This is a genomic window from Streptomyces sp. NPDC055189 (assembly GCF_053606765.1).
Genome location: NZ_JBSGSG010000078.1, coordinates 1 through 19624, shown reverse-complemented (window position 1 = coordinate 19624; position 19624 = coordinate 1). Strand labels below are relative to the sequence as shown.

Here is a 19624-nt window from a genome sequence, read left to right as displayed (position 1 = left end):
TGATGGAAGAGCGGCAGGACGCTGCCTCTATGAGTGCATCCATCACCGCATTCCGCGCAGTCCGCACCACCGGGCGCATGGACGCCCTCGTCGCCGGCATCCGCGAGGCCGTCGGCCGGGGCCTGCCGCCGGACCTGACGGCGTACCTGGTCGGCGAACGTCTCGCGCCGCATCTTGGCGCGACCGACCTCCTCACTGATGAGCAGTGCGAGGGCGACCCCGAGCGCTACCGGCAGCATCTGCTGCACGCCGAGCACGACGGCAGCTTCTCGGTGGTCGGCCTGGTCTGGCTGCCTGGCCAGCACACTCCCGTCCACGACCACGTCTCCTGGTGCGTCACCGGCGTCCACGAGGGCGCGGAGCACGAGCGGCGCTACCGGCTCGTCCCGGCGGCATCCGGCACCCCGGCACATCTCGTCGCCACCGAGGACCTGGTCAACGAGCAGGGCTCGGTGTGCGGCTTCGCACCACCGGGAGACATCCACCGCGTCTGGAACGCGGGCACCCAGCGGGCGATATCGCTCCACGTGTACGGCGCCGACATCTCCCGCCTGGGCACCAGCGTGCGCCGGGTGTACGAGCTGCCGGCCGACCGCTGATGGCGCTGCTGGGTCAACGCCATCAAGCCCCCCGCGTCTCGCCGGTGGTACCTCCTCCCGGCCGCCGCCGCCCGCTGCCGGGGCTCGGCCTCGCGGCCCTGGGTGTCGCGACGGCCTGGGCGGTGCACGCCCTGATCCCCGCCGTGCCGATGCTGACGGCGGCGGTGGTGCTCGGGCTTGTGGCGGCGCATGTTCCGGGCGCCCGCTCTTTTGTACGGGGCCGGGGCAAGGCAGGGCTCTCCCTCGCCGGAAAGCGGCTGATGCGGCTCGGCATCGTCCTGCTCGGCCTGAAGCTGAGCCTGGACGACGTCCTGGGTCTCGGCTGGGCGACGGTCGTGATGGTGCTCGGGGTGGTCTCTCTGACGTTCTTCGGTACGTGGTGGCTGGGCCGCCGGATGGGACTGCCCGGCGATCAGCCGCTCCTGATCGCCACCGGTTACTCGATCTGCGGGGCGTCCGCGATCGGCGCGGTCGGCGAGGTGACCGAGAGCGAGGAGCGGGACGCGGCGGTGTCGGTGGCGCTCGTGACGCTGTGCGGGACGCTCGCCATCGCCGTACTGCCGCTGCTACAGGGTCCGTTGGGGCTGACCGACGCCGAGTTCGGGCGGTGGGCCGGGGCGAGCGTGCACGACGTGGGGCAGGTGGTGGCCACCGCGCAGACCGCTGGGGCGGGGGCCCTTGGGGATGCGGTTCTGGTGAAGCTGATGCGGGTGGCGATGCTTGCGCCGCTGGTGGCGGGGGTTGCGGTCGCGCTTCGGGCGCGGTCCGCTCCGGGGGTGGCTTCGGGGACGCGGCGGCCGCCGGTGGTTCCGTTGTTCGTGGCGGGGTTCTTGGTGATGGTCGCGGTGCGGAGTACTGGCTGGGTGCCGGGCGGTGCGCTCGGCCTGGCGGGGCACGTCCAGGAACTCCTCCTGGCGGCCGCCTTGTTCGGCCTCGGGGCGGCGGTGGATCTGCCCTCGCTCACGCGGACCGGGGGGCGGGTGGCGGCGCTCGGGCTTTGTGCGTGGGTGGTGGTGGCGGGGGTTTCTTATGCGGGGGTGATGGTTGTCGGGTAGGGAATCTCTCCCCAACCCCACCCCTTCCCGAAAACCCGCTGGCGCGGGGGCCTTGGTGGCCGCAATCACCGGCTCCGCCGAGTTCGTCCTCAAACGCCGGACGGGCTGGAAGATTCACCCCGGCCCGGGAAAGTCTTTCAGCCGTCCGGCGTTTGAGGACCGGGGTCTGGGGCGGAGCCCCTGCGCGGCGGAGCCGCCAATAGATACAGCCGGGAAGGGGCGGGATTGGGGAGAGCCCCGCAGGGAACGCCCGAACCTCAGCCCAGACGAACCCGCGCCAGCTGACGCGACTGGGCCACCAGGCGGTCCTCCGTGTCCCAGACCTCCGCGTCCTCCTCCAGGAAGCCCCCGGCGAGGTTGCGGGTCGTGATCGAGACGCGGAGCGGGCCCGGCGCGGGCTTCGCGCGGACGTGGACCGTCAGTTCGACCGTGGGGACCCAGCCGGAGAGGCCGAGCTCGAAGGCCGTCGGCGGCAGCGCGTCCACCGCGAGGAGCAGCGAGAGCGGATCCGCGTCCCGGCCGTCCGCGAGACCGAACCAGGCCCGCATCTCCCCCTTGCCGGAGGGCTGGCCGAGGGCCCACCCCAGGGTGGAGGGGTCCAGCTTCAGGAAGAGCCGGTCGCTGATGGCGGAACTGCCGGGCACCGGCCGGTGATCCGGCGCGTCCTGCGGCCCGAAGCACTGCTCCATCGGCGGCAGCGCAGGCGGCTTGGCCGTCGTACGGACATCGTCGGGCAGCCCGGCCAGGTCTCCGTACGAGGCGAGCACACGGATCCGCTCGACCTCGCGCCCCTCCTCGTCGTGCTGGAAGAGCGAGGCCTGCCCGGTGGACAGGGTCCGCCCGGCCCGCGCCGTGTCCGTACGGATCACGGCGGGACCGGGGTGGGACGCCGTGAGGTAGTGGGCGGAGACCGTGAAGGGGTCCGCGTGCGGCAGGGCGTCGGCGAGCGCGCGACCGAGGACCGCGAGGAGGTAGCCGCCGTTGACGGCGTTGATGATCGTCCACCCGGCGGAAAGGTCGATGTCGTAGACACCGGGCTCCCGCCGGGTGACCGCGGTGTCGCGGTCGAACTCGCTGTCGCCGATGCTCGCGGGCACCGCTACCGGTATGGATGTCGCCTCTGCCATACCGGTAAGGTACAACATCACATTACTGAGCGGTAGCTTTTCTCGCTGACGGCGCTGCCGGCGCTGACCGACCCGCCTACGACACGTCCTCCGCGTCGACCTCCACCGCCGTGGACCGCCGGTGCCAGGCCCGCGGCGCGCGCCAGTGGTAGCGCAGTGCGAGCAGCCGCAGGACGAAGGTCGTGATCACGGCGAGGCCGCTGGTGAAGGCGTTCACCATGTCGTAGTTGATGCAGAGCGCGACCATCGCGGAGCCGACGATCGCGGGCACGGCGTACAGGTCCCGGTCCCAGCGCACCAGCGAGGGCACCTCGTTGGCGATGATGTCGCGCAGCACGCCGCCGCCCACCGCGGTGGCGAGGCCCAGGGCCGCCGACGAGGTGAGGCCGAGGCCGTAGTCGTACGCCTTGGTGGTGCCGGTGACGCAGAAGAGGCCCAGGCCCGCCGCGTCGAAGACGTTCACCGCGAGCTGGGTGCGCTCCACCTCGGGATGCAGGAAGAAGACCAGGAGGGCGGCGAACAGCGGCGTGATGAAGTAGCCGAGATCGACGAACGCGGCGGGCGGCACCGCCCCGATGACCACGTCACGGATGAGCCCTCCGCCCAGCGCGGTGACCTCGGCGAGCACGGCGATGCCGAAGACGTCGAAGTTCTTGCGCACGGCGAGCAGCGCGCCGGAGATCGCGAAGACGAAGATTCCGACGATGTCGAGCGCGTGCTGGACGGAGGGACTGAACAGATCCTGGATCACGCGACATTCTTACCTGCCCGCCGGTGCGCACCCGACGAGGCCAGGCCCCGGGGCGGGGCTACCGGGCCCGGACTACAGGGCCGGGACTACAGGGCCGGGACTACAGGGCCGGCTTGCCCTTCGTGAACAGCCACGTCTGGAACAGCGAGTCGAGCTGCTTGCCCGAGATCTTCTCGGCGAGGCGGATGAAATCGTCCGTGGTCGTGTTCCCGTACCGGTTCTGCTTGGTCCAGGCGGGGAGCAGCTTGAAGAACGCCTTGTCACCGATGCGCTCGCGCAGGACCTGGAGCGTCATCGCGCCACGCTGGTAGACGGCGGAGGCGAACATCGTGTCGCGCTGCGGGTCGCCGACGACCGTCTGCCAGAAGGCCGAGTCCGCGGGGCGCGAGTTGTAGCCGGCGAGGAAGGCGTCATGGGCGGACTGGGTGCCCTTGTGCTCGCTCCACAGCCACTGGGAGTAGGTCGCGAAGCCCTCGTTGAGCCAGATGTGGTTCCACTTCTCGACCGATACCGAGTCGCCGAACCACTGGTGCGCGAGCTCGTGGGCGATGGTCGACTCGCTGCGGATCGCGGAGTAGACCGGCTTGGTCTGGGTCTCCAGGGAGAAGCCCGCCTGCGGCATGTCGTCGACGATCGCGCCGGTCTCCTCGAAGGGGTAGGGGCCGAAGATCTTCGACCAGTAGTCGGTGACCTCGGCCGTGACGCCGTACACGTCTACGTTGTTGCTGTTCTCCAGGACGGGGTCGATGGCGACGTAGATCGGGGTCCCGCCCGGGGTCCTGCCCTTCTTCACGTCGAACTTGCCGATGGTGGCGGTCGCGAGATAGGTCGCCATGGGCTTGGTCTCGCGCCAGTGGGCGACGGTCTGGCCGCCCTTGTCGTACGTGTCGACGAGACGGCCGTTGGAGACTCCCGTCAGGCCCTTGGGCGCCTTGATGCGGATGTCGAAGGCGGCCTTGTCCGACGGGTGGTCGCTGGAGGGGAACCAGGTGGAGGCGGCGTTGGGCTCGCAGGCGACGAAGACGCCGTCGGTGGTCTTCATCCAGCCGTAGTCGGAGCCGAAGACGATGGGCCCGCTCAGCGGCTCGGGCACACCGCCGTAGGTGACGGTCACGGTGAACGTCTTGTGCCCCCGCAGACTCTCGCGCGGGCTGACGCGGATCTCGTCGCCGGCGCGGGTGAACTTCGCCCGTCTGCCGTTCACCTCGATCTTCGTCACCTCCAGCTTCTGGAGGTCGAGGTTGAACGAGGAGAGGTTCTGGGTGGCGCGCGCGCTGATCGTGGTACGGCCGTCGAGGCGGTCGGTGTCGGGGTTGTACGCCAGGTCGAGGCCGTAGTGGCGTACGTCGAATCCGCCGTTGCCGAGCTGCGGGAAGTACGGGTCGCCCACGCCGTCGGAGCCCGGGTGGGGGCCCGGCGCGGCGGCGATCAAGCAGAAGGAGGCGGCGGCGGTGGCCAGTGCCCCCAGACGTGCCGAACGGGAGAGTGCCATGAGTCATCCCTTCGCGCGTGTTCCGGTGAAACGGACACGCAGACTCTGCACTCTCCCGTATGGGCGTGTACATGACTTGGTGCCTGATTTTTACCAAGTCATCAGGTGCTACTTGTCAGTTGACGCCTGACCCTTGGCCTCCGCTTCCGGAGCGTCCTCGGCGGCCTCTTCGGAGGCCTCCTTCGAAGCGCCCTTCGAGACAGCCGCAGGGGCGTCATCCGGGGCTGCCTTCGCCACAGGTTCCTTCGCGACCGTCTTCTTCGGGGTCGCGGCCTCCTCGGCCGTCTCCTCCGCCTTGCTCACCACCGACACCACGTCGATCGCCTCCTTGGCGACCTGGAGCAGCTTGGTGTCGCCCGGCTGCTGGTCCTCGGCGTTCTCCGGGTGGTGGCACGCCACCTGGTGGCCGGAGGCGAGGGCGATCAGCGGCGGCTCGGTCTTCGCGCAGATCTCCGTCGCCTTCCAGCAGCGCGTGTGGAAACGGCAGCCGGTGGGCGGGTCGATCGGCGAGGGGACGTCACCGCGCAGCAGGATGCGCTCGCTCTTGACGCCGCGCCGCTTGGGGTCGGGCACCGGCACCGCGGAGAGCAGCGCCTTGGTGTACGGGTGCATCGGCGTGGAGTAGAGGTCCTTGCGGTCCGCCAGCTCCACGATCTTGCCGAGGTACATCACCGCGATGCGGTCCGAGACGTGCCGGATGACCGAGAGGTCGTGCGCGATGATCACGTACGTGAGACCGAGCTCGTCCTGGAGGTCGTCCAGGAGGTTGACCACCTGGGCCTGGATGGAGACGTCCAGGGCGGAGACGGGCTCGTCGGCCACGACCAGCTTGGGCCGCAGGGCGAGCGCACGGGCGATGCCGATGCGCTGGCGCTGGCCGCCGGAGAACTCGTGCGGGTAGCGGTTGTAGTGCTCGGGGCTGAGCCCCACGCGCTCCAGCATCTCCTGCACGTGCTTCTTCAGGCCGCCCTCGGGCTTGACGCCCTGCAGCTTGAACGGCGCACCGACGATCGTGCCGATGGTGTGCCGCGGGTTCAGCGACGAGTACGGGTCCTGGAAGATCATCTGCACGTCGCGGCGCAGCGGTCGCATCTTGCCGGTGTTCAGGTGCGTGATGTCCACGCCCTCGAACTCCACGCGGCCCGCGGTCGGTTCGAGCAGCCGGGTGATCAGCCGGCCCATCGTCGACTTGCCGCAGCCCGACTCGCCCACGACGCCGAGCGTCTCACCGGGGCGGACGTCGAAGCTGAGTCCGTCGACGGCCTGCACGGCCGCCACCTGGCGCTGCAGCAGCCCCTTCTTGATGGGGAAGTGCTTCACCAGGCCGTCGACCTTGAGCAGCGGCTCGACCGAGCTCTCCTTCTGCGCCGGGATGGTCATCTCCTGGCCCTTCGCCTGGTCTTTCGCATCGTCTTTCACAGCTTCGGCGCAATCTCTTCGGTCCAGATCCGGGTCCGCTCGTCCTGCGACATGTGACAGGCGGTGAAGTGCCCCGGTGCGACCTCGTGCAGGTCGGGGCGCTCGCGGCGGGTGATCTGGTCCTTGGGGATGTCGGCGTACGGGCAGCGCGGGTTGAAGGCGCAGCCCGTCGGCAGGTTGATCAGGCTGGGCGGGGAACCCTTGACCGGCACGAGACGGTCTGTCTCCTCGCGGTCGATGCGCGGCATCGATCCGAGCAGGCCCCAGGTGTAGGGGTGCTGCGGCTCGTAGAAGACCTTCTCGGCGGTGCCGCGCTCGACGCAGCGCCCGCCGTACATCACGAGCAGTTCGTCGGCCATCTCGGCGACCACGCCCAGGTCGTGCGTGATCATGATGACCGCGGAGCCGAACTCCTTCTGCAGATCCCGGATGAGGTCGAGGATCTGCGCCTGGACGGTGACGTCCAGGGCGGTCGTCGGCTCGTCCGCGATGAGCAGCTCGGGGTTGTTCACCAGGGCCATCGCGATCATGGCGCGCTGGCGCATGCCGCCCGAGAACTCGTGCGGGTAGCTGTCGACCCGCTTGTCCGGCTGGGGAATGCCCACCCGGTCGAGCATCTCGATGGCGCGCTTGCGGGCGACCTTCTTGTCCACCTTGTGGTGGACGCGGTACGCCTCGGTGATCTGCTGGCCGATCGAGTAGTACGGGTGCAGCGCGGACAGCGGATCCTGGAAGATCATCGCCATCTCGCGGCCGCGCAGCTTGCGCACCTCGTTCGGGTCCGCGCTGAGCAGCTCCGTGCCGTTCAGCCAGATCTCGCCGGACAGCTGGGCCTTGCGGCTGCCGTACTGGCCCGCGGTGTGCAGGCCGAGGATGCCGAGCGAGGTGACCGACTTGCCGGATCCCGACTCGCCGACGATGCCGAGGGTCTTGCCCTTCTCCAGCTGGAAGCTGAGCCCGTCGACGGACTTGACCAGGCCGTCGTCGGTGGGGAAGTGCACCTTCAGATCGCGTACTTCGAGGAAGGCGGTGGGAGGGACCGCAGTGGCGACGGGTTCTCCGACCGCCGCTCCGGTCTTGTGCAGTTCGGTCATCCCAGCCTCACTCGCGGGTCGATGACGGCGTACAGAAGGTCGACGACGAGGTTGGCGAGCGCGATCGCGAGCGAGGCGCACAAGGTGACGCCGAGGATCACCGGCAGGTCCTTGTTGCTGATGGCCTTGACCGCCTCGAGGCCGAGCCCCGGCAGGTTGAACGTGGACTCGGTGAGCACGGCGCCGCCGAGGAGCACACCGAGGTCCAGGCCGAAGACGGTGAGGATCGGCGTCATGGCGGAGCGCAGCGCGTGCCGCCTGATGACGACGGCCTCGCCGAGGCCCTTGGCGCGCGCGGTGCGGATGTAGTCCTCACCGAGCACTTCCAGCATGGTGGCGCGGGTCAGTCGCGCGTACATGGCGGCGTTGAGGAACGCGAGCACGATCCAGGGAAGGATCAGCGTCTCGAACCAGATGTTGATCGGATCGTCCGTGGTGAGGGTGTCCTCGATCTTCACCCAGCCGAGGGTGTGGACGAAGAGCCCCATCGCGATCATGCCGGTGAAGAAGATCGGCAGCGAGACGCCGCCGAGGGCGGTGATCATCGCGGAACGGTCCCAGATGGTGCCGCGCTTGAGCGCGGAGAGCACGCCGGTGGCGACACCGGCGACCAGCCACAGCACACAGGCACCGGCGGCGAGCGCCGCGGTGACGGGCAGGGCGTCCTTCAGGGTCTCCCAGACGGGCGCCTCGGTACGGAAGCTGTATCCGAAGCAGGGTGCCGGGCAGTGGGTCACGTCGGCCCCGTTGGAGTAGTCACGCCCCATCGGGATGCCCTTGACGAAGTCCCAGAACTGAACGAGCAACGGGTCGTCAAGGCCCAGTTTGATCCGGATGCCCGCGAGCTGCTCGGCTCCGGACGACTTACCGGCGAAGAGGACGGCGATGTCCTGTCCCGCCCACTTGGGCAGCATGAAGAAGACGGTGAAGGTCGCGAGCAGTACGACCAGCACCATGACGACAACGGCGATCAGGCGCCGGATGAGATAAGCAAGCACTGTGCGCGGCCCGGCGGTGGCCGGGACCCCCTTGTGAGGGGTCCCGGCCACCGCCCGGGGCCATCACCTGCCCTTCGGACTGGCGGGATTCGACGGTAGGACGGCCTTACGGCTACTACTGACTGCTAACTGCTGCTACTGCTACTTCGCGTCGTTGACACCGAGCGAGACGTAGTCGTAGCGACCGCTGTACGCGGCGGACGAGTAGACGTTGGTCGCCCGCGAGGAACGCCACGAGATGTTCTTCTCGTAGATGAAGGGCATCCAGTACGCCTTGTCGACGATCTCGTGAGCGAGGTCGGTGTAGATCTGACCGGCCTTCTCGGGGTCGACCGTGCCGATCGCGTCGTCGAAGTACTTGTCGATCTTCGGCTCGTCGATCTGCGACTCGTTGTAGTTGCCGTTCTCGTTGATGAAACGGCTGTCGAACAGCGGCTGGGCGTAGCCCTGGCCGGTCGGGAAGTCAGGACCCCAGCCCGCCATCGTCATGCCGATGCCGCGCTTCTTCACCACCGCGGGAGAGCCGGTGATGCTGGAGGAGTCGGCGCCGTCGATCTGGTCGACCTCGGCGTTGATGCCGACCTTCTTCAGCTGCTCCTGGAGCGCCGTGGCGGCGTCCACCTCGCCCGGCTGGTTGGTGCGGGCCGAGACCTTGGTCGAGAAGCCGCTGGGCTTGCCGCACTCCTTGAGCTGGGCCTTCGCCTTGGCGACGTCCGGCTTGCCCTTGCGCTTGAGGATCCCGTACGGGTCGTAGTCGTCGTGACCCTTGATCGACTTCGGGAAGACGTTCGCGGCGATCTCACCGGCGGCGACCGGGCCACCACGGGTCTTCTGCAGGCTCGCGAAGTCCGTGGCGTAGAAGACGGCCTTGCGGCAGGCCTCGTTGTCGAACGGCTTCGTCTTGGTCACCAGGGCGACGTAACGGACGAAGTCCGTCTGCATGTTGTCGACGTTGCCCTTGTGGTCCTGAATGGCGGTGGTACGACCCGACTGGGTCATGCCGGTGCCATTCATGTCGATGTCGTAGTCGCCTTCCATCAGGCGCTTGTCGTTCTCTTCGAGGTTCGCCGAGATGGTGACCGAGATCTTGTCCGGCAGCGCGGGACGGACCGGGTCGGACGACTTCTTCCAGTTCTTGTTGCGGACCAGCGTGATGCTCTTGCCGGCGCTGTAGTTCTGGAACTTGTACGGGCCGGAGGAGAACGGGCGCTGGGTGTACTTGGCGCCGGTGTCCTCGGACTGCTTGACCGGGGTGCCCGACGGCATCGCGAGCATCTGCTCGAAGTCGCCGTTCTTCTTGGGCAGCTTGAAGATGATCGTGTTGTCGTCCGGCGTCTCGATCGCCTTCAGACCGAGCTTGTCCTTCGACTTGTCCTCGTAGGGGCCCTTGTACTCGCCCTTGGGGTCGAGCGTGGACTTGAGGTAGCCGGGACCACCGGTGATGACCTTGGTGGCCCAGATGCGCTCGATGCCGTACTTGATGTCCTTGGAGGTCAGCTTCGAGCCGTCCTCCCAGGTAAGACCGTCACGCAGCTTGTACGTGTAGGTCTTGCCGTCGTCGCTGATCTTCGCCGTGGACTCGGCGAGGTCGGGGACGAGCTTGTTGGACGCGGCACCCGGCTTGGTGTCGTACGTGATCAGCGTGCGGGTGTAGTACCGCATGAAGTCCCACGTCATGCCGTAGTACGCGCGCTGCGGGTCGGCCGAGTCCAGGTCCTGCTTGGCGATGAACTTGAGCGTTCCGCCCTTTTTCTTCGACTCGTTCGCGACCTTGCCGATCGCCGCGTTGTAACCGGCGCCCTTGCTGTCGTCGTCGTCGCTGCTGCCGCCGCACGCCGTGGTGGTCACCAGCGCCGCCACGACGAGGGCCGCGCCAGCGGTCAACCGTCGTTTAGAGGAACCTGTGGGCATTTCTCGCATCCTCCGAGATTCGCGGTCCTTGGCCTTTGACTGCCGTAAGAACCATGGGAAGAGCCACCTGACGCTGCGGCAGGGGCAAGCCAGTTGGAGCTGTTTAACGGGTTCCCTTGGGGTCCAGGGCATCGCGCAGCCCGTCACCGAAGAGGTTGAAGGCAAGCACGGTCACGAAGATCGCCAGGCCGGGGAAGACCATGAACATCGGGTCATGCTCGTACGTCGCCAGGGCGTCCCGGAGCATGCCGCCCCAGGAGGCCGTCGGCGGGCGCACACCCGCGCCGAGGAAGCTGAGCGCCGCTTCGGTGAGGATGTTGGTGGGGATCATGAGCGTCGCGTAGACGGTGATCGGAGCGACCAGGTTCGGCAGCAACTCACGGAAGAGGATGTGCCGTTGACCGCCGCCGAGGCTGCGGGCCGCTTCCACGTACTCGCGTTCGCGCAAGCTGAGGGTCTGGCCGCGGACGATGCGCCCGACGTAGGGCCAGCCGAAGAAGCCGATCACCAGGATCAGTACCGCGATGCGGACGCCGCTGCCGGTGAGACCGAGCAGGTCGTCGGGCAGGACGGAGACCAGGGAGATCACGAAGAGCAGCTGCGGGAAGGCGAGCAGCACGTCCATGACCCGGCTGATGAGCGCGTCGACCCAACCGCCGAAGTAACCGGCGATGATGCCGAAGAAGGTACCGAGCGCCACGGCCACCACGGCGGCGAGGAAGGCCACCAGGAGGGAGATGCGGGCGCCGTAGACGATCCGGCTGAAGATGTCGCGGCCCTTGTTCGGCTCGACGCCGAAGAGGAAGTCCCAACTCATGCCGCCGAACGCACCCTTGGGCAGGTTCGTGAGGTCTTCCAGCTCGTCCTGGTGGAACTCGTTGGGCGGGTGGCCCAGCAGGGAGACGATCAGGGGCGCGAAGACGGCGACAAAGACCAGGACGAGCACGGTGATGCCGCCGGCCAGAGCGACCTTGTCCCGCTTCAGGCGGTTCCAGGCGATCTGCTTGAGGGACCGCCCCTCGACCTTCCTCACCCCTGCATCAGCTGCGGGAGCGACGTCCGCTGTCGGGTCCGCGTCCGCAGGTGTGTCATGCAATGGTGCCGTCATCGTGGCAGGGACCCCTCTCAACCGGTGGTGACCGGCCCGCACTTGCCGCTGTAGCGACGTGATCAGTCCGTCGTACACAGGGGCGAAGCGCCCCACTTGCGGGAGTCTTCATCGGGGTTGCGATCTGTTACCAGCCTTGACGGGGAAAGGATGCTCAACCGTGATGCTGTTCGAGGTGTTCCGTTATCCGGACGCACGTGAACGAGGGGCGAACACGGGGCAGTTGGGTCGCAATGCGCCACGGGTGACCATAGGCCCCCTCCACCATCAGAACGGACATCCTGGCGGTCAGGGCAGGTATACGAGCCGCGGTGGCCGGTTCAGGGCCCTGCGGGCAGGAGGCGCGGCGCCGGTTCAGTACTGCGCGGGGTAGCCGTAGCCGCCCGCGGGCGCCGGGGCGGGCTGGGCCTCGCGGTCGTAGAACGGCCTGGCGTTGGCGCGCAGCCACAGGGCCACGGGGTCGTACGCGTCGGACATCGCGACCGTCGACACGGGCAGGCCGTCGGGGACGGCGGCGATCGACTGCTGCATCATCGTGCGTACCCCGTCCACCGAGGACGGCGACGTGTCGTAGACATCGAGGCCGATGGCCAGGTACGGCGCGCCGAGCGCGGGCTGTACCCAGGCGCGGCGCAGTGAGCGGACCGCGGGGGTGCGGTGCGCGTTCTGCGTGAGCAGGGCGTAGAACTGGGGGATCTCGATGGCCGGCTCGGTGAGCCGCAGCGGGCCCGCGGGCAGCAGGTCCAGGCCCGAGGCGATGCGCCGCAGGTCGAGCCAGGGGATGCCGACGCCGCCGCCGGGTGCGTGCGGGTTGAGCCAGAGGCCGTAATGGTCGGGGTAGAGGGTCCGGGCGATGTCGAGCCCGCTCACCACCTCGTACGAGCGGTTCCAGCCACTGGCGGAGAGCTCCTGGGCGGAGGTCACGCACGGTGCGTAACCGAGCCCCTCGACCTCCATGTTTCCGTACTGGGCGTCGGGGGATCCGGCCTGGCCGTGCCAGAGCAGCATCCACACCTGGTCGGCGGCGAGCGCCCGCAGGAGCGCCTCGTAGGCGTCATAACGCCCGGGCGTCACCTGGCGCAGCATGTGCTCGACCTGCCCGGCCGCAGCCGTGCCCGACGCACTCACCCTTAACCGCCCCTTCGCGATGACCCGCTGACCCGGTGGTCCTGGAACCTGATGTACCTGACGTGACCCGAACTGATCACTGGACCCGGGCCGACCGGCAGGGCCGTGCCCCGCCCGGGTCATGAAACCAGCTTAAGCGGCGATCCTGACACCGACTTGACGTACGGCACCCTCGCACGCGTACCTGCACAAGTCCTTACGCATGTCCGTGCTCGTGCCCCGGAGCCCCGCCGAAGAAGGGCCTCACCCGCTCGCGCATCCAGTCGCCGACCGGGTCCTGGGCGACGTCGAGCAGGACGAGGTTCACCGCCCAGGCCACCGGTGCCACCCCGAGGGCCCGGCCCACGGCCTCCATCGGCAGCTCGCGCGCGTTGCCCTCCCAGGAGGTCAGTTCGACGCCGACGAACAGCGTCGGGTCCTGGCCCTCGACGCTCGCCAGACAGCGGCGGGCGCTCAGCACGACGCCGGTGGCCTCGAACTCCCGGGCGGCGGCGGACAGGAAGTCCACCGGGTCCTCCTGCCAGTCCGGCTCGAAGAGGCGGACGCGGCCGCCGGTCGCGGGGCCGTCCAGCGGGGTGCGTCCGGCCCGGCAGAGCTCGGCGACGGCCGGCGGCGGCAGCGGGACCCCGACCGTGCCGTCCGGGTTGACCGCGATGCCCAGCTGCGGGGGAAGGCCGCGCGCGAACTCGACGGCGGGCGCCACGGTGCAGCCCATCCGGCCGCCGGTGGCCTGTTGGAACTGCTGCTCGGAGCTGAAGACGGGGACATAGGCCTGTCCTTCGATCTCCAGCGTGGGCAGGTCGAGGGTGCCGCTGTCCGGCGCCCCGCCGTTCGGCAGCGGGACCCATACGCGGCTGCGGCCGAGCACCTCGACGATGCGGGCGCCCGCGGAGGCCTGCGGCGCCCCCGGCGTACCCAGCGATGCCGCGAGTACCTCTTCGAGTTCGTTGCCCGGCCATCCGCCGTACGGATGGGGGTGCGCCTGCCCCGGAATATCCATCTGTGTGTCCAACCCCTGCTCTGTCCCGCTCTGCCTGCGGCACGACCCTAGCGCGGCGGGCCGCTCAGTCCCCGAAGCCGATCCCGCGCAGGACGCCCGCCGCTGGCCGGTCGAGCAGGATCGCCGAGCCGCAGCCGTGCGGCAGATCGCCCCGCTCGGCGGCGCCGACCAGCCGGCCGATGGTCCGGCGGTGGCGCGCGAAGGCGTACCTCGACACGCCGCGCCCGCGCGAGAGCTGGCCCTCTATGGCGGTGTCCGGCTCCACGTCGAGCAGCAGCAGATGCAGCGTCGCTCCGCGCCGCGCGGCCTCGCGGGCCAGCCAGCGGCGCACCCACGCCTGGGTGCCGCAGTCGTGCACCACGATGCCCTCGCCGGAGCGCAGGGCGGTGCGCAGGCCCGCGTAGTGCGCGAGGCGGACCAGGGGGCGGTAGACCGCGTACGGCAGCAGGGCCGGCATGCGCCGGGCCCAGCGGTCGCGGGTGTCCTGCGAGTCGATGCGCGGTCCTGCCACGGCCCGGCGCATCAGCGTGGACTTGCCGCTGCCCGGCAGACCGGAGACGACGATCAGGTCGCCCGCGCCGAACGTCAGCCGGTGCGGGCTGTGGCCCGTCCGCTGCCGCAGGTCGCGGACGACGGCCGCGGGCAGGGGGCCGCAGCTCTCCCTGGTGGGGGCGGCGGCCTGTTTGGGCAGGGCCACCCCCGTGCTGGTCGCGTAGACACTCGTCCTGCGCACCGTGATCGGCCTCCCCTAAGCGGTCACGTAACTGCTTCCCGCAGCTTCCCCGGCAAGTGTAAAGAGAAGGTAATGCGGCACAAGGGCATTACTCGATCGGCACTGCCCTGTGACAGGGGCGCGTGCAATGATGTGCCCGCAAACTCCATACAGGCCGTTTGAATCCGCGCGGGAGAGTTCCCGGTCACCGTCGAAAGACGCTCCGGGGCGCCGAAGGAGCAAGTCCCTCCCTTGAATCTCTCAGGCCCCGTACCGCGCGGGCGAGGCACATCTGAAAAGCGGGCCGCCCCGGCGGCTCCACCCAAGGTGCAAGTCATGACCTCCTGTACGAGATGTACGGACGGGTCGTGGTGAACCTCTCAGGTTCCGATGACAGATGGGGAGGATCGACCTCGCCCGTCATGCCCTGGGAGTTCCCTCTATGACTACCGTCCCCCGTCTGACCGCCCTCGATGCCGTGCATCGCGCGCTCGGCGCGACCATGACCGACTTCGCGGGCTGGGACATGCCGTTGCGCTATGGCAGCGAGCGCGACGAGCACGTCGCCGTGCGCACCAAGGCCGGTCTCTTCGATCTCTCCCACATGGGCGAGATCACGGTCACGGGTCCCGAGGCCGTCGACTTCCTGAACTTCTCGCTGGTGGGCAACATCGGCTCCATCGGTGTCGGCCGCGCCCGCTACACGATGATCTGTGCCGAGGACGGCGGGATCCTGGACGACCTGATCGTCTACCGGCTCGGCGAGCCCGACGCCCCGGAGTACATGGTCGTCGCGAACGCCTCGAACGCGCAGGTCGTGCTCGACGCGCTCACCGCCCGCGCCGACAGCTTCGACGTGGAGGTCCGCGACGACCGCGACGCGTACGCCCTGCTCGCCGTCCAGGGTCCCGAGTCCCCCGGCATCCTGAAGTCAGTCACGGACGCCGACCTCGACGGCCTGAAGTACTACGCGGGCCTGCCCGGCACGGTCGCGGGCGTCCCCGCGCTGATCGCCCGCACGGGCTACACCGGCGAGGACGGCTTCGAACTCTTCGTCGCTCCCGGTGACGCCGAGAAGCTCTGGAACGCGCTCATGGCGGCCGGCGAGTCCGTCGGCCTGGTCCCGGCCGGGCTCTCCTGCCGCGACACGCTCCGCCTGGAAGCGGGCATGCCGCTGTACGGGCACGAGCTGACGGCGGACCTCACGCCCTTCGACGCGGGCCTTGGCCGGGTCGTGAAGTTCGAGAAGACCTCGATGTCCGAGAACTTCCTGGGGCGCGCGGCGCTCGCGGCCGCCGCCGAGCGCGCCGAGACCGCTCCCCCGCGCAAGCTGGTGGGCCTGATCGCTTCAGGTCGCCGCATCCCGCGCGCGGGCTTCTCCGTGGTCGCCGACGGCAAGGTCATCGGCGAGGTCACCTCCGGCGCGCCGTCCCCGACGCTGGGCAAGCCGATCGCCATCGCGTACGTCGACGCGGCGCACGCGGCCCCCGGCACCGAGGGCGTCGGCGTGGACATCCGGGGCACGCACGAGCCGTACGAGGTCGTGGCTCTGCCGTTCTACAAGCGCCAGAAGTGACGTTTTTGGTTCTGTAGTGACACTTCCGCCTCCGTGGTCGCCTCTGTGGTAACCCGGAAGTGACCCCACGCACATCATTCCCGTTCCGCAGCACCCACCCGCGTACAGGAGAATTCAGGTCATGAGCAACCCCCAGCAGCTGCGTTACAGCAAGGAGCACGAGTGGCTCTCGGCCACCGAGGACGGTGTGGCGACGGTCGGTATCACGGAGCACGCCGCCAACGCGCTCGGTGACGTCGTCTACGCCGACCTTCCCGAGGCCGGCGCCGCGGTGACCGCGGGCGAGACGTGCGGCGAGCTCGAGTCGACCAAGTCGGTCAGCGACCTGTACTCGCCGGTCTCCGGTGAGGTCGTCGAGTCGAACCAGGACGTCGTGGACGACCCGTCGCTCGTCAACTCCGCCCCGTTCGAGGGTGGTTGGCTCTTCAAGGTACGCGTCACGGAGGAGCCGAAGGACCTGCTCTCCGCGGACGAGTACACCGAGTTCTCCGGCAGCTGAAGCCCCCCGAAGACCCCTAGGGACCACCTGATGTCGCTTCTCAACACCCCTCTCCACGAGCTGGACCCGGACGTCGCCGCCGCCGTCGACGCCGAGCTCCACCGTCAGCAGTCCACCCTGGAAATGATCGCCTCGGAGAACTTCGCTCCCGTCGCGGTCATGGAAGCCCAGGGCACGGTCCTCACCAACAAGTACGCCGAGGGCTACCCCGGCCGCCGCTACTACGGCGGCTGCGAGCACGTCGACGTCGCCGAGACGATCGCGATCGACCGGCTCAAGGAGCTGTTCGGCGCCGAGTACGCCAACGTGCAGCCGCACTCCGGCGCCTCCGCCAACCAGGCCGCCCTCTTCGCCATCGCCAAGCCCGGCGACACGATCCTGGGCCTGGACCTGGCGCACGGCGGCCACCTCACCCACGGCATGCGCCTGAACTTCTCCGGCAAGCAGTTCAACGTGGTCCCGTACCACGTCGACGAGGCCGGTCTGATCGACATGGCCGAGGTCGAGCGCCTGGCCAAGGAGAGCAGCCCCAAGGTCATCATCGCGGGCTGGTCCGCCTACCCGCGTCAGCTGGACTTCGCCGAGTTCCGCCGGATCGCCGACGAGGTCGGCGCGTACCTGTGGGTCGACATGGCGCACTTCGCCGGGCTCGTCGCCGCGGGCCTGCACCCCAACCCGGTGCCGTTCGCGGACGTGGTCACCTCCACCACGCACAAGACGCTCGGCGGCCCGCGCGGCGGCATCATCCTGGCCCGCAGCAAGGAGTTCGCGAAGAAGCTGAACTCCGCGGTCTTCCCGGGCTTCCAGGGCGGCCCCCTGGAGCACGTGATCGCGGCCAAGGCCGTCTCCTTCAAGGTCGCGGCCTCCGAGGAGTTCAAGGAGCGCCAGCAGCGCACCCTGGACGGCGCCCGCATCCTGGCCGAGCGCCTGGTGCAGGACGACGCGAAGGCCGTCGGCGTCGACGTCCTGTCCGGTGGCACGGACGTGCACCTGGTCCTGGTGGACCTGCGCAACTCCGAGCTCGACGGCCAGCAGGCCGAGGACCGCCTCCACGAGGTCGGCATCACGGTCAACCGCAACGCGGTCCCGAACGACCCGCGCCCCCCGATGGTCACATCGGGCCTGCGGATCGGTACGCCCGCGCTGGCGACCCGCGGCTTCCAGGAGGAGGACTTCCGCGAGGTCGCCGACGTCATCGCCGAGGCGCTGAAGCCGGACGACGTCGACACGGAGTCGCTCAAGGCCCGGGTCTCGGCCTTGGCAGCGAAGCACCCGCTGTACCCCAACCTGTAGCAGTTTCGTACGCTTTCTGTCGTACGAATCTCCGGGGCACCGCGCACACTGGAACCGAACAGTGAGTGCGGTGCCCCCGCTCATGCCCCGCCCTTGAACCATCTGCACTACCCCGGCAGACAACGGCGTCTACCAACCACCATTGGAGTTTTCTCGTGGCCCTCTCGGTCTTCGACCTGTTCTCGATCGGCATCGGCCCGTCCAGCTCCCACACGGTCGGTCCCATGCGCGCCGCCCGCATCTTCGCGAGCCGCCTCAAGAACGAGGGCCTGATGGCCCACACCACCTCCATACGGGCCGAGCTCTACGGCTCCCTGGGTGCGACGGGCCACGGCCACGGCACCCCGAAGGCGGTACTCCTCGGCCTGGAGGGCGAGTCCCCGCGCTCGGTCGACGTCGAGTTCGCCGACGAGCGCATCGAGCAGATCAAGAGCAGCGACCGCATCAGCCTCCTCGGCATGCACGAGATCGACTTCGACTTCGACGAGGACCTGGTCCTGCACCGCCGCAAGGCCCTGCCGTACCACGCCAACGGCATGACGATCTTCGCGTACGACCGTGAGGGCGCCCTCCTCCTGGAGAAGACGTACTACTCCGTGGGCGGCGGCTTCGTCGTCGACGACGACGCCGTGGCCGGCGAGAACCCGATCGTGCCGGACGACACGGTCCTCAAGCACCCCTTCCGCACCGGCGACGAGCTCCTTCGCCTGGCGGACGAGACGGGCCTGTCCATCTCCGCGCTGATGCTGGAGAACGAGAAGGCGTGGCGCACCGAGGAGGAGATCCGCTCGGGTCTGCTCGACATCTGGGGCGTCATGCAGTCCTGCGTCTCGCGCGGCATGTCCCGCGAGGGCATCCTGCCGGGCGGCCTCAAGGTGCGGCGCCGCGCGGCGAACTCCGCACGCCAGCTGCGCGCCGAGGGCGATCCCCTTGCCCGCTCCATGGAGTGGATCACGCTGTACGCGATGGCGGTGAACGAGGAGAACGCCGCGGGCGGCCGTGTCGTGACGGCCCCGACGAACGGCGCGGCGGGCATCATCCCGGCGGTCCTGCACTACTACATGAACTTCATCCCCGGAGCCGACGAGGACGGCGTGGTCCGCTTCCTCCTCGCGGCCGGTGCCATCGGCATGCTCTTCAAGGAGAACGCCTCGATCTCCGGCGCCGAGGTCGGCTGCCAGGGCGAGGTCGGCTCCGCCTGCTCGATGGCGGCGGGCGCGCTCGCCGAGGTGCTCGGCGGCTCCCCCGAGCAGGTCGAGAACGCCGCGGAGATCGGCATGGAGCACAACCTCGGCCTGACCTGCGACCCGGTCGGCGGCCTCGTCCAGATCCCGTGCATCGAGCGCAACGGCATGGCGGCCGTGAAGGCCGTGACGGCGGCGAAGATGGCGATGCGCGGCGACGGCAGCCACAAGGTGTCCCTGGACAAGGTCATCAAGACCATGAAGGACACGGGCGCCGACATGAGCGTGAAGTACAAGGAGACGGCGCGGGGCGGGCTTGCGGTGAACATCATCGAGTGCTGAAGCATCATCGAGTGCTGAGCCCGCGTCCCTGGCGTCACCCGTACGGCGGATACCCTGAGCCCCGTCAGTAGTGCACGAAGAAGGGGTGGATCCGGTGGCGGACATCGAGGAAGCGCGTAAGACGTTCGAGCAGTTCGACGCGGACGGCGACGGCTTCATCACAGCGGCGGAGTGGAAGTCGGCCATGGCCAAGATGGGGGACTTCTACGTCACCGAGACGGTGGCCGAGGCCGTGATCGGCACGAAGGACACCGACAAGGACAAGCGCCTCTCCTTCGACGAGTTCTGGGCGAGCCTGAACAAGAAGTAGTGGCGGCATGCGGAAGGGGCCCGGCA

18 protein-coding genes and 2 riboswitches are annotated in these 19624 nt (G+C 68.9%); of the genes, 7 read left to right on the top strand and 11 right to left on the bottom strand.

Annotation, left to right across the window (positions count from 1 at the left end):
• Positions 1–29 precede the first annotated feature (29 nt).
• Both ACWFR3_RS36500 and ACWFR3_RS36495 read left to right on the top strand, forming a co-directional pair.
• Positions 30–599, top strand: a complete 570-nt coding sequence (locus tag ACWFR3_RS36500; RefSeq protein ID WP_453738995.1) for a cysteine dioxygenase — start codon at positions 30–32, stop codon at positions 597–599.
• Positions 599–1654: a YeiH family protein gene (locus ACWFR3_RS36495; RefSeq protein ID WP_453738994.1), complete on the top strand. Its 1056-nt coding sequence runs from the start codon at positions 599–601 to the stop codon at positions 1652–1654. Before ACWFR3_RS36500 ends, ACWFR3_RS36495 begins: the two co-directional genes overlap by 1 nt.
• 257 nt (positions 1655–1911) lie before the next feature.
• Here ACWFR3_RS36495 and ACWFR3_RS36490 read toward each other — a convergent pair whose 3' ends face one another.
• The 11 genes from ACWFR3_RS36490 to ACWFR3_RS36440 all read right to left on the bottom strand — a co-directional run bounded on the left by ACWFR3_RS36490 (position 1912) and on the right by ACWFR3_RS36440 (position 14421).
• Positions 1912–2781: a thioesterase family protein gene (locus ACWFR3_RS36490; RefSeq protein WP_453738993.1), complete on the bottom strand. Its 870-nt coding sequence runs from the start codon at positions 2779–2781 to the stop codon at positions 1912–1914.
• A gap of 76 nt (positions 2782–2857) precedes the next feature.
• The gene (locus ACWFR3_RS36485) at positions 2858–3532 is read right to left on the bottom strand and encodes a trimeric intracellular cation channel family protein (protein ID WP_453738992.1); all 675 of its coding nucleotides are present in this window, start codon (positions 3530–3532) and stop codon (positions 2858–2860) included.
• Positions 3533–3632: 100 nt separating this feature from the next.
• Positions 3633–5024 (bottom strand): M1 family metallopeptidase, encoded by a 1392-nt coding sequence (locus ACWFR3_RS36480; RefSeq protein WP_453738991.1) that lies wholly within the window; start codon positions 5022–5024, stop codon positions 3633–3635.
• Between the two features lie 108 nt (positions 5025–5132).
• A complete protein-coding gene (locus ACWFR3_RS36475; RefSeq protein ID WP_453738990.1) occupies positions 5133–6404 on the bottom strand; it encodes an ABC transporter ATP-binding protein in 1272 nt (423 codons plus the stop codon).
• A gap of 35 nt (positions 6405–6439) precedes the next feature.
• Positions 6440–7537 (bottom strand): ABC transporter ATP-binding protein, encoded by a 1098-nt coding sequence (locus tag ACWFR3_RS36470; protein WP_453738989.1) that lies wholly within the window; start codon positions 7535–7537, stop codon positions 6440–6442.
• A complete protein-coding gene (locus tag ACWFR3_RS36465; protein ID WP_453739015.1) occupies positions 7534–8535 on the bottom strand; it encodes an ABC transporter permease in 1002 nt (333 codons plus the stop codon). The genes ACWFR3_RS36470 and ACWFR3_RS36465 overlap by 4 nt, the downstream gene beginning before the upstream one ends.
• 141 nt (positions 8536–8676) lie before the next feature.
• A complete protein-coding gene (locus ACWFR3_RS36460; RefSeq protein WP_453738988.1) occupies positions 8677–10446 on the bottom strand; it encodes an ABC transporter substrate-binding protein in 1770 nt (589 codons plus the stop codon).
• Positions 10447–10549: 103 nt separating this feature from the next.
• Positions 10550–11554 carry an ABC transporter permease gene (locus ACWFR3_RS36455; RefSeq protein ID WP_453738987.1) on the bottom strand — a complete coding sequence of 335 codons (1005 nt, stop codon included), beginning with the start codon at positions 11552–11554 and terminating at the stop codon, positions 10550–10552.
• A gap of 354 nt (positions 11555–11908) precedes the next feature.
• Positions 11909–12682 (bottom strand): enhanced serine sensitivity protein SseB C-terminal domain-containing protein, encoded by a 774-nt coding sequence (locus ACWFR3_RS36450; RefSeq protein WP_365865689.1) that lies wholly within the window; start codon positions 12680–12682, stop codon positions 11909–11911.
• 196 nt (positions 12683–12878) lie between these two features.
• Positions 12879–13682 carry an enhanced serine sensitivity protein SseB gene (locus tag ACWFR3_RS36445; RefSeq protein ID WP_453738986.1) on the bottom strand — a complete coding sequence of 268 codons (804 nt, stop codon included), beginning with the start codon at positions 13680–13682 and terminating at the stop codon, positions 12879–12881.
• A gap of 64 nt (positions 13683–13746) precedes the next feature.
• Entirely contained in the window at positions 13747–14421 is a 675-nt protein-coding gene (locus tag ACWFR3_RS36440; RefSeq protein ID WP_453739014.1) for an AAA family ATPase, read from the bottom strand.
• A 153-nt stretch (positions 14422–14574) separates the two neighbouring features.
• Positions 14575–14680: riboswitch (glycine riboswitch) on the top strand.
• Positions 14681–14801, top strand: a riboswitch (glycine riboswitch).
• A 35-nt stretch (positions 14802–14836) separates the two neighbouring features.
• Between ACWFR3_RS36440 and gcvT the strand changes: the two genes are divergently transcribed.
• The 5 genes from gcvT to ACWFR3_RS36415 all read left to right on the top strand — a co-directional run bounded on the left by gcvT (position 14837) and on the right by ACWFR3_RS36415 (position 19598).
• Entirely contained in the window at positions 14837–15970 is a 1134-nt protein-coding gene (gene gcvT / locus ACWFR3_RS36435; RefSeq protein WP_453738985.1) for a glycine cleavage system aminomethyltransferase GcvT, read from the top strand.
• A gap of 121 nt (positions 15971–16091) precedes the next feature.
• Positions 16092–16469, top strand: coding sequence for a glycine cleavage system protein GcvH (gene gcvH, locus ACWFR3_RS36430; protein ID WP_453738984.1), 378 nt, complete (start codon positions 16092–16094; stop codon positions 16467–16469).
• 30 nt (positions 16470–16499) lie between these two features.
• The gene (gene glyA, locus ACWFR3_RS36425) at positions 16500–17762 is read left to right on the top strand and encodes a serine hydroxymethyltransferase (RefSeq protein ID WP_453738983.1); all 1263 of its coding nucleotides are present in this window, start codon (positions 16500–16502) and stop codon (positions 17760–17762) included.
• Between the two features lie 155 nt (positions 17763–17917).
• Positions 17918–19288, top strand: coding sequence for an L-serine ammonia-lyase (locus ACWFR3_RS36420; protein WP_453738982.1), 1371 nt, complete (start codon positions 17918–17920; stop codon positions 19286–19288).
• 94 nt (positions 19289–19382) lie between these two features.
• Positions 19383–19598, top strand: coding sequence for an EF-hand domain-containing protein (locus ACWFR3_RS36415; RefSeq protein ID WP_365823877.1), 216 nt, complete (start codon positions 19383–19385; stop codon positions 19596–19598).
• Positions 19599–19624 lie beyond the last annotated feature (26 nt).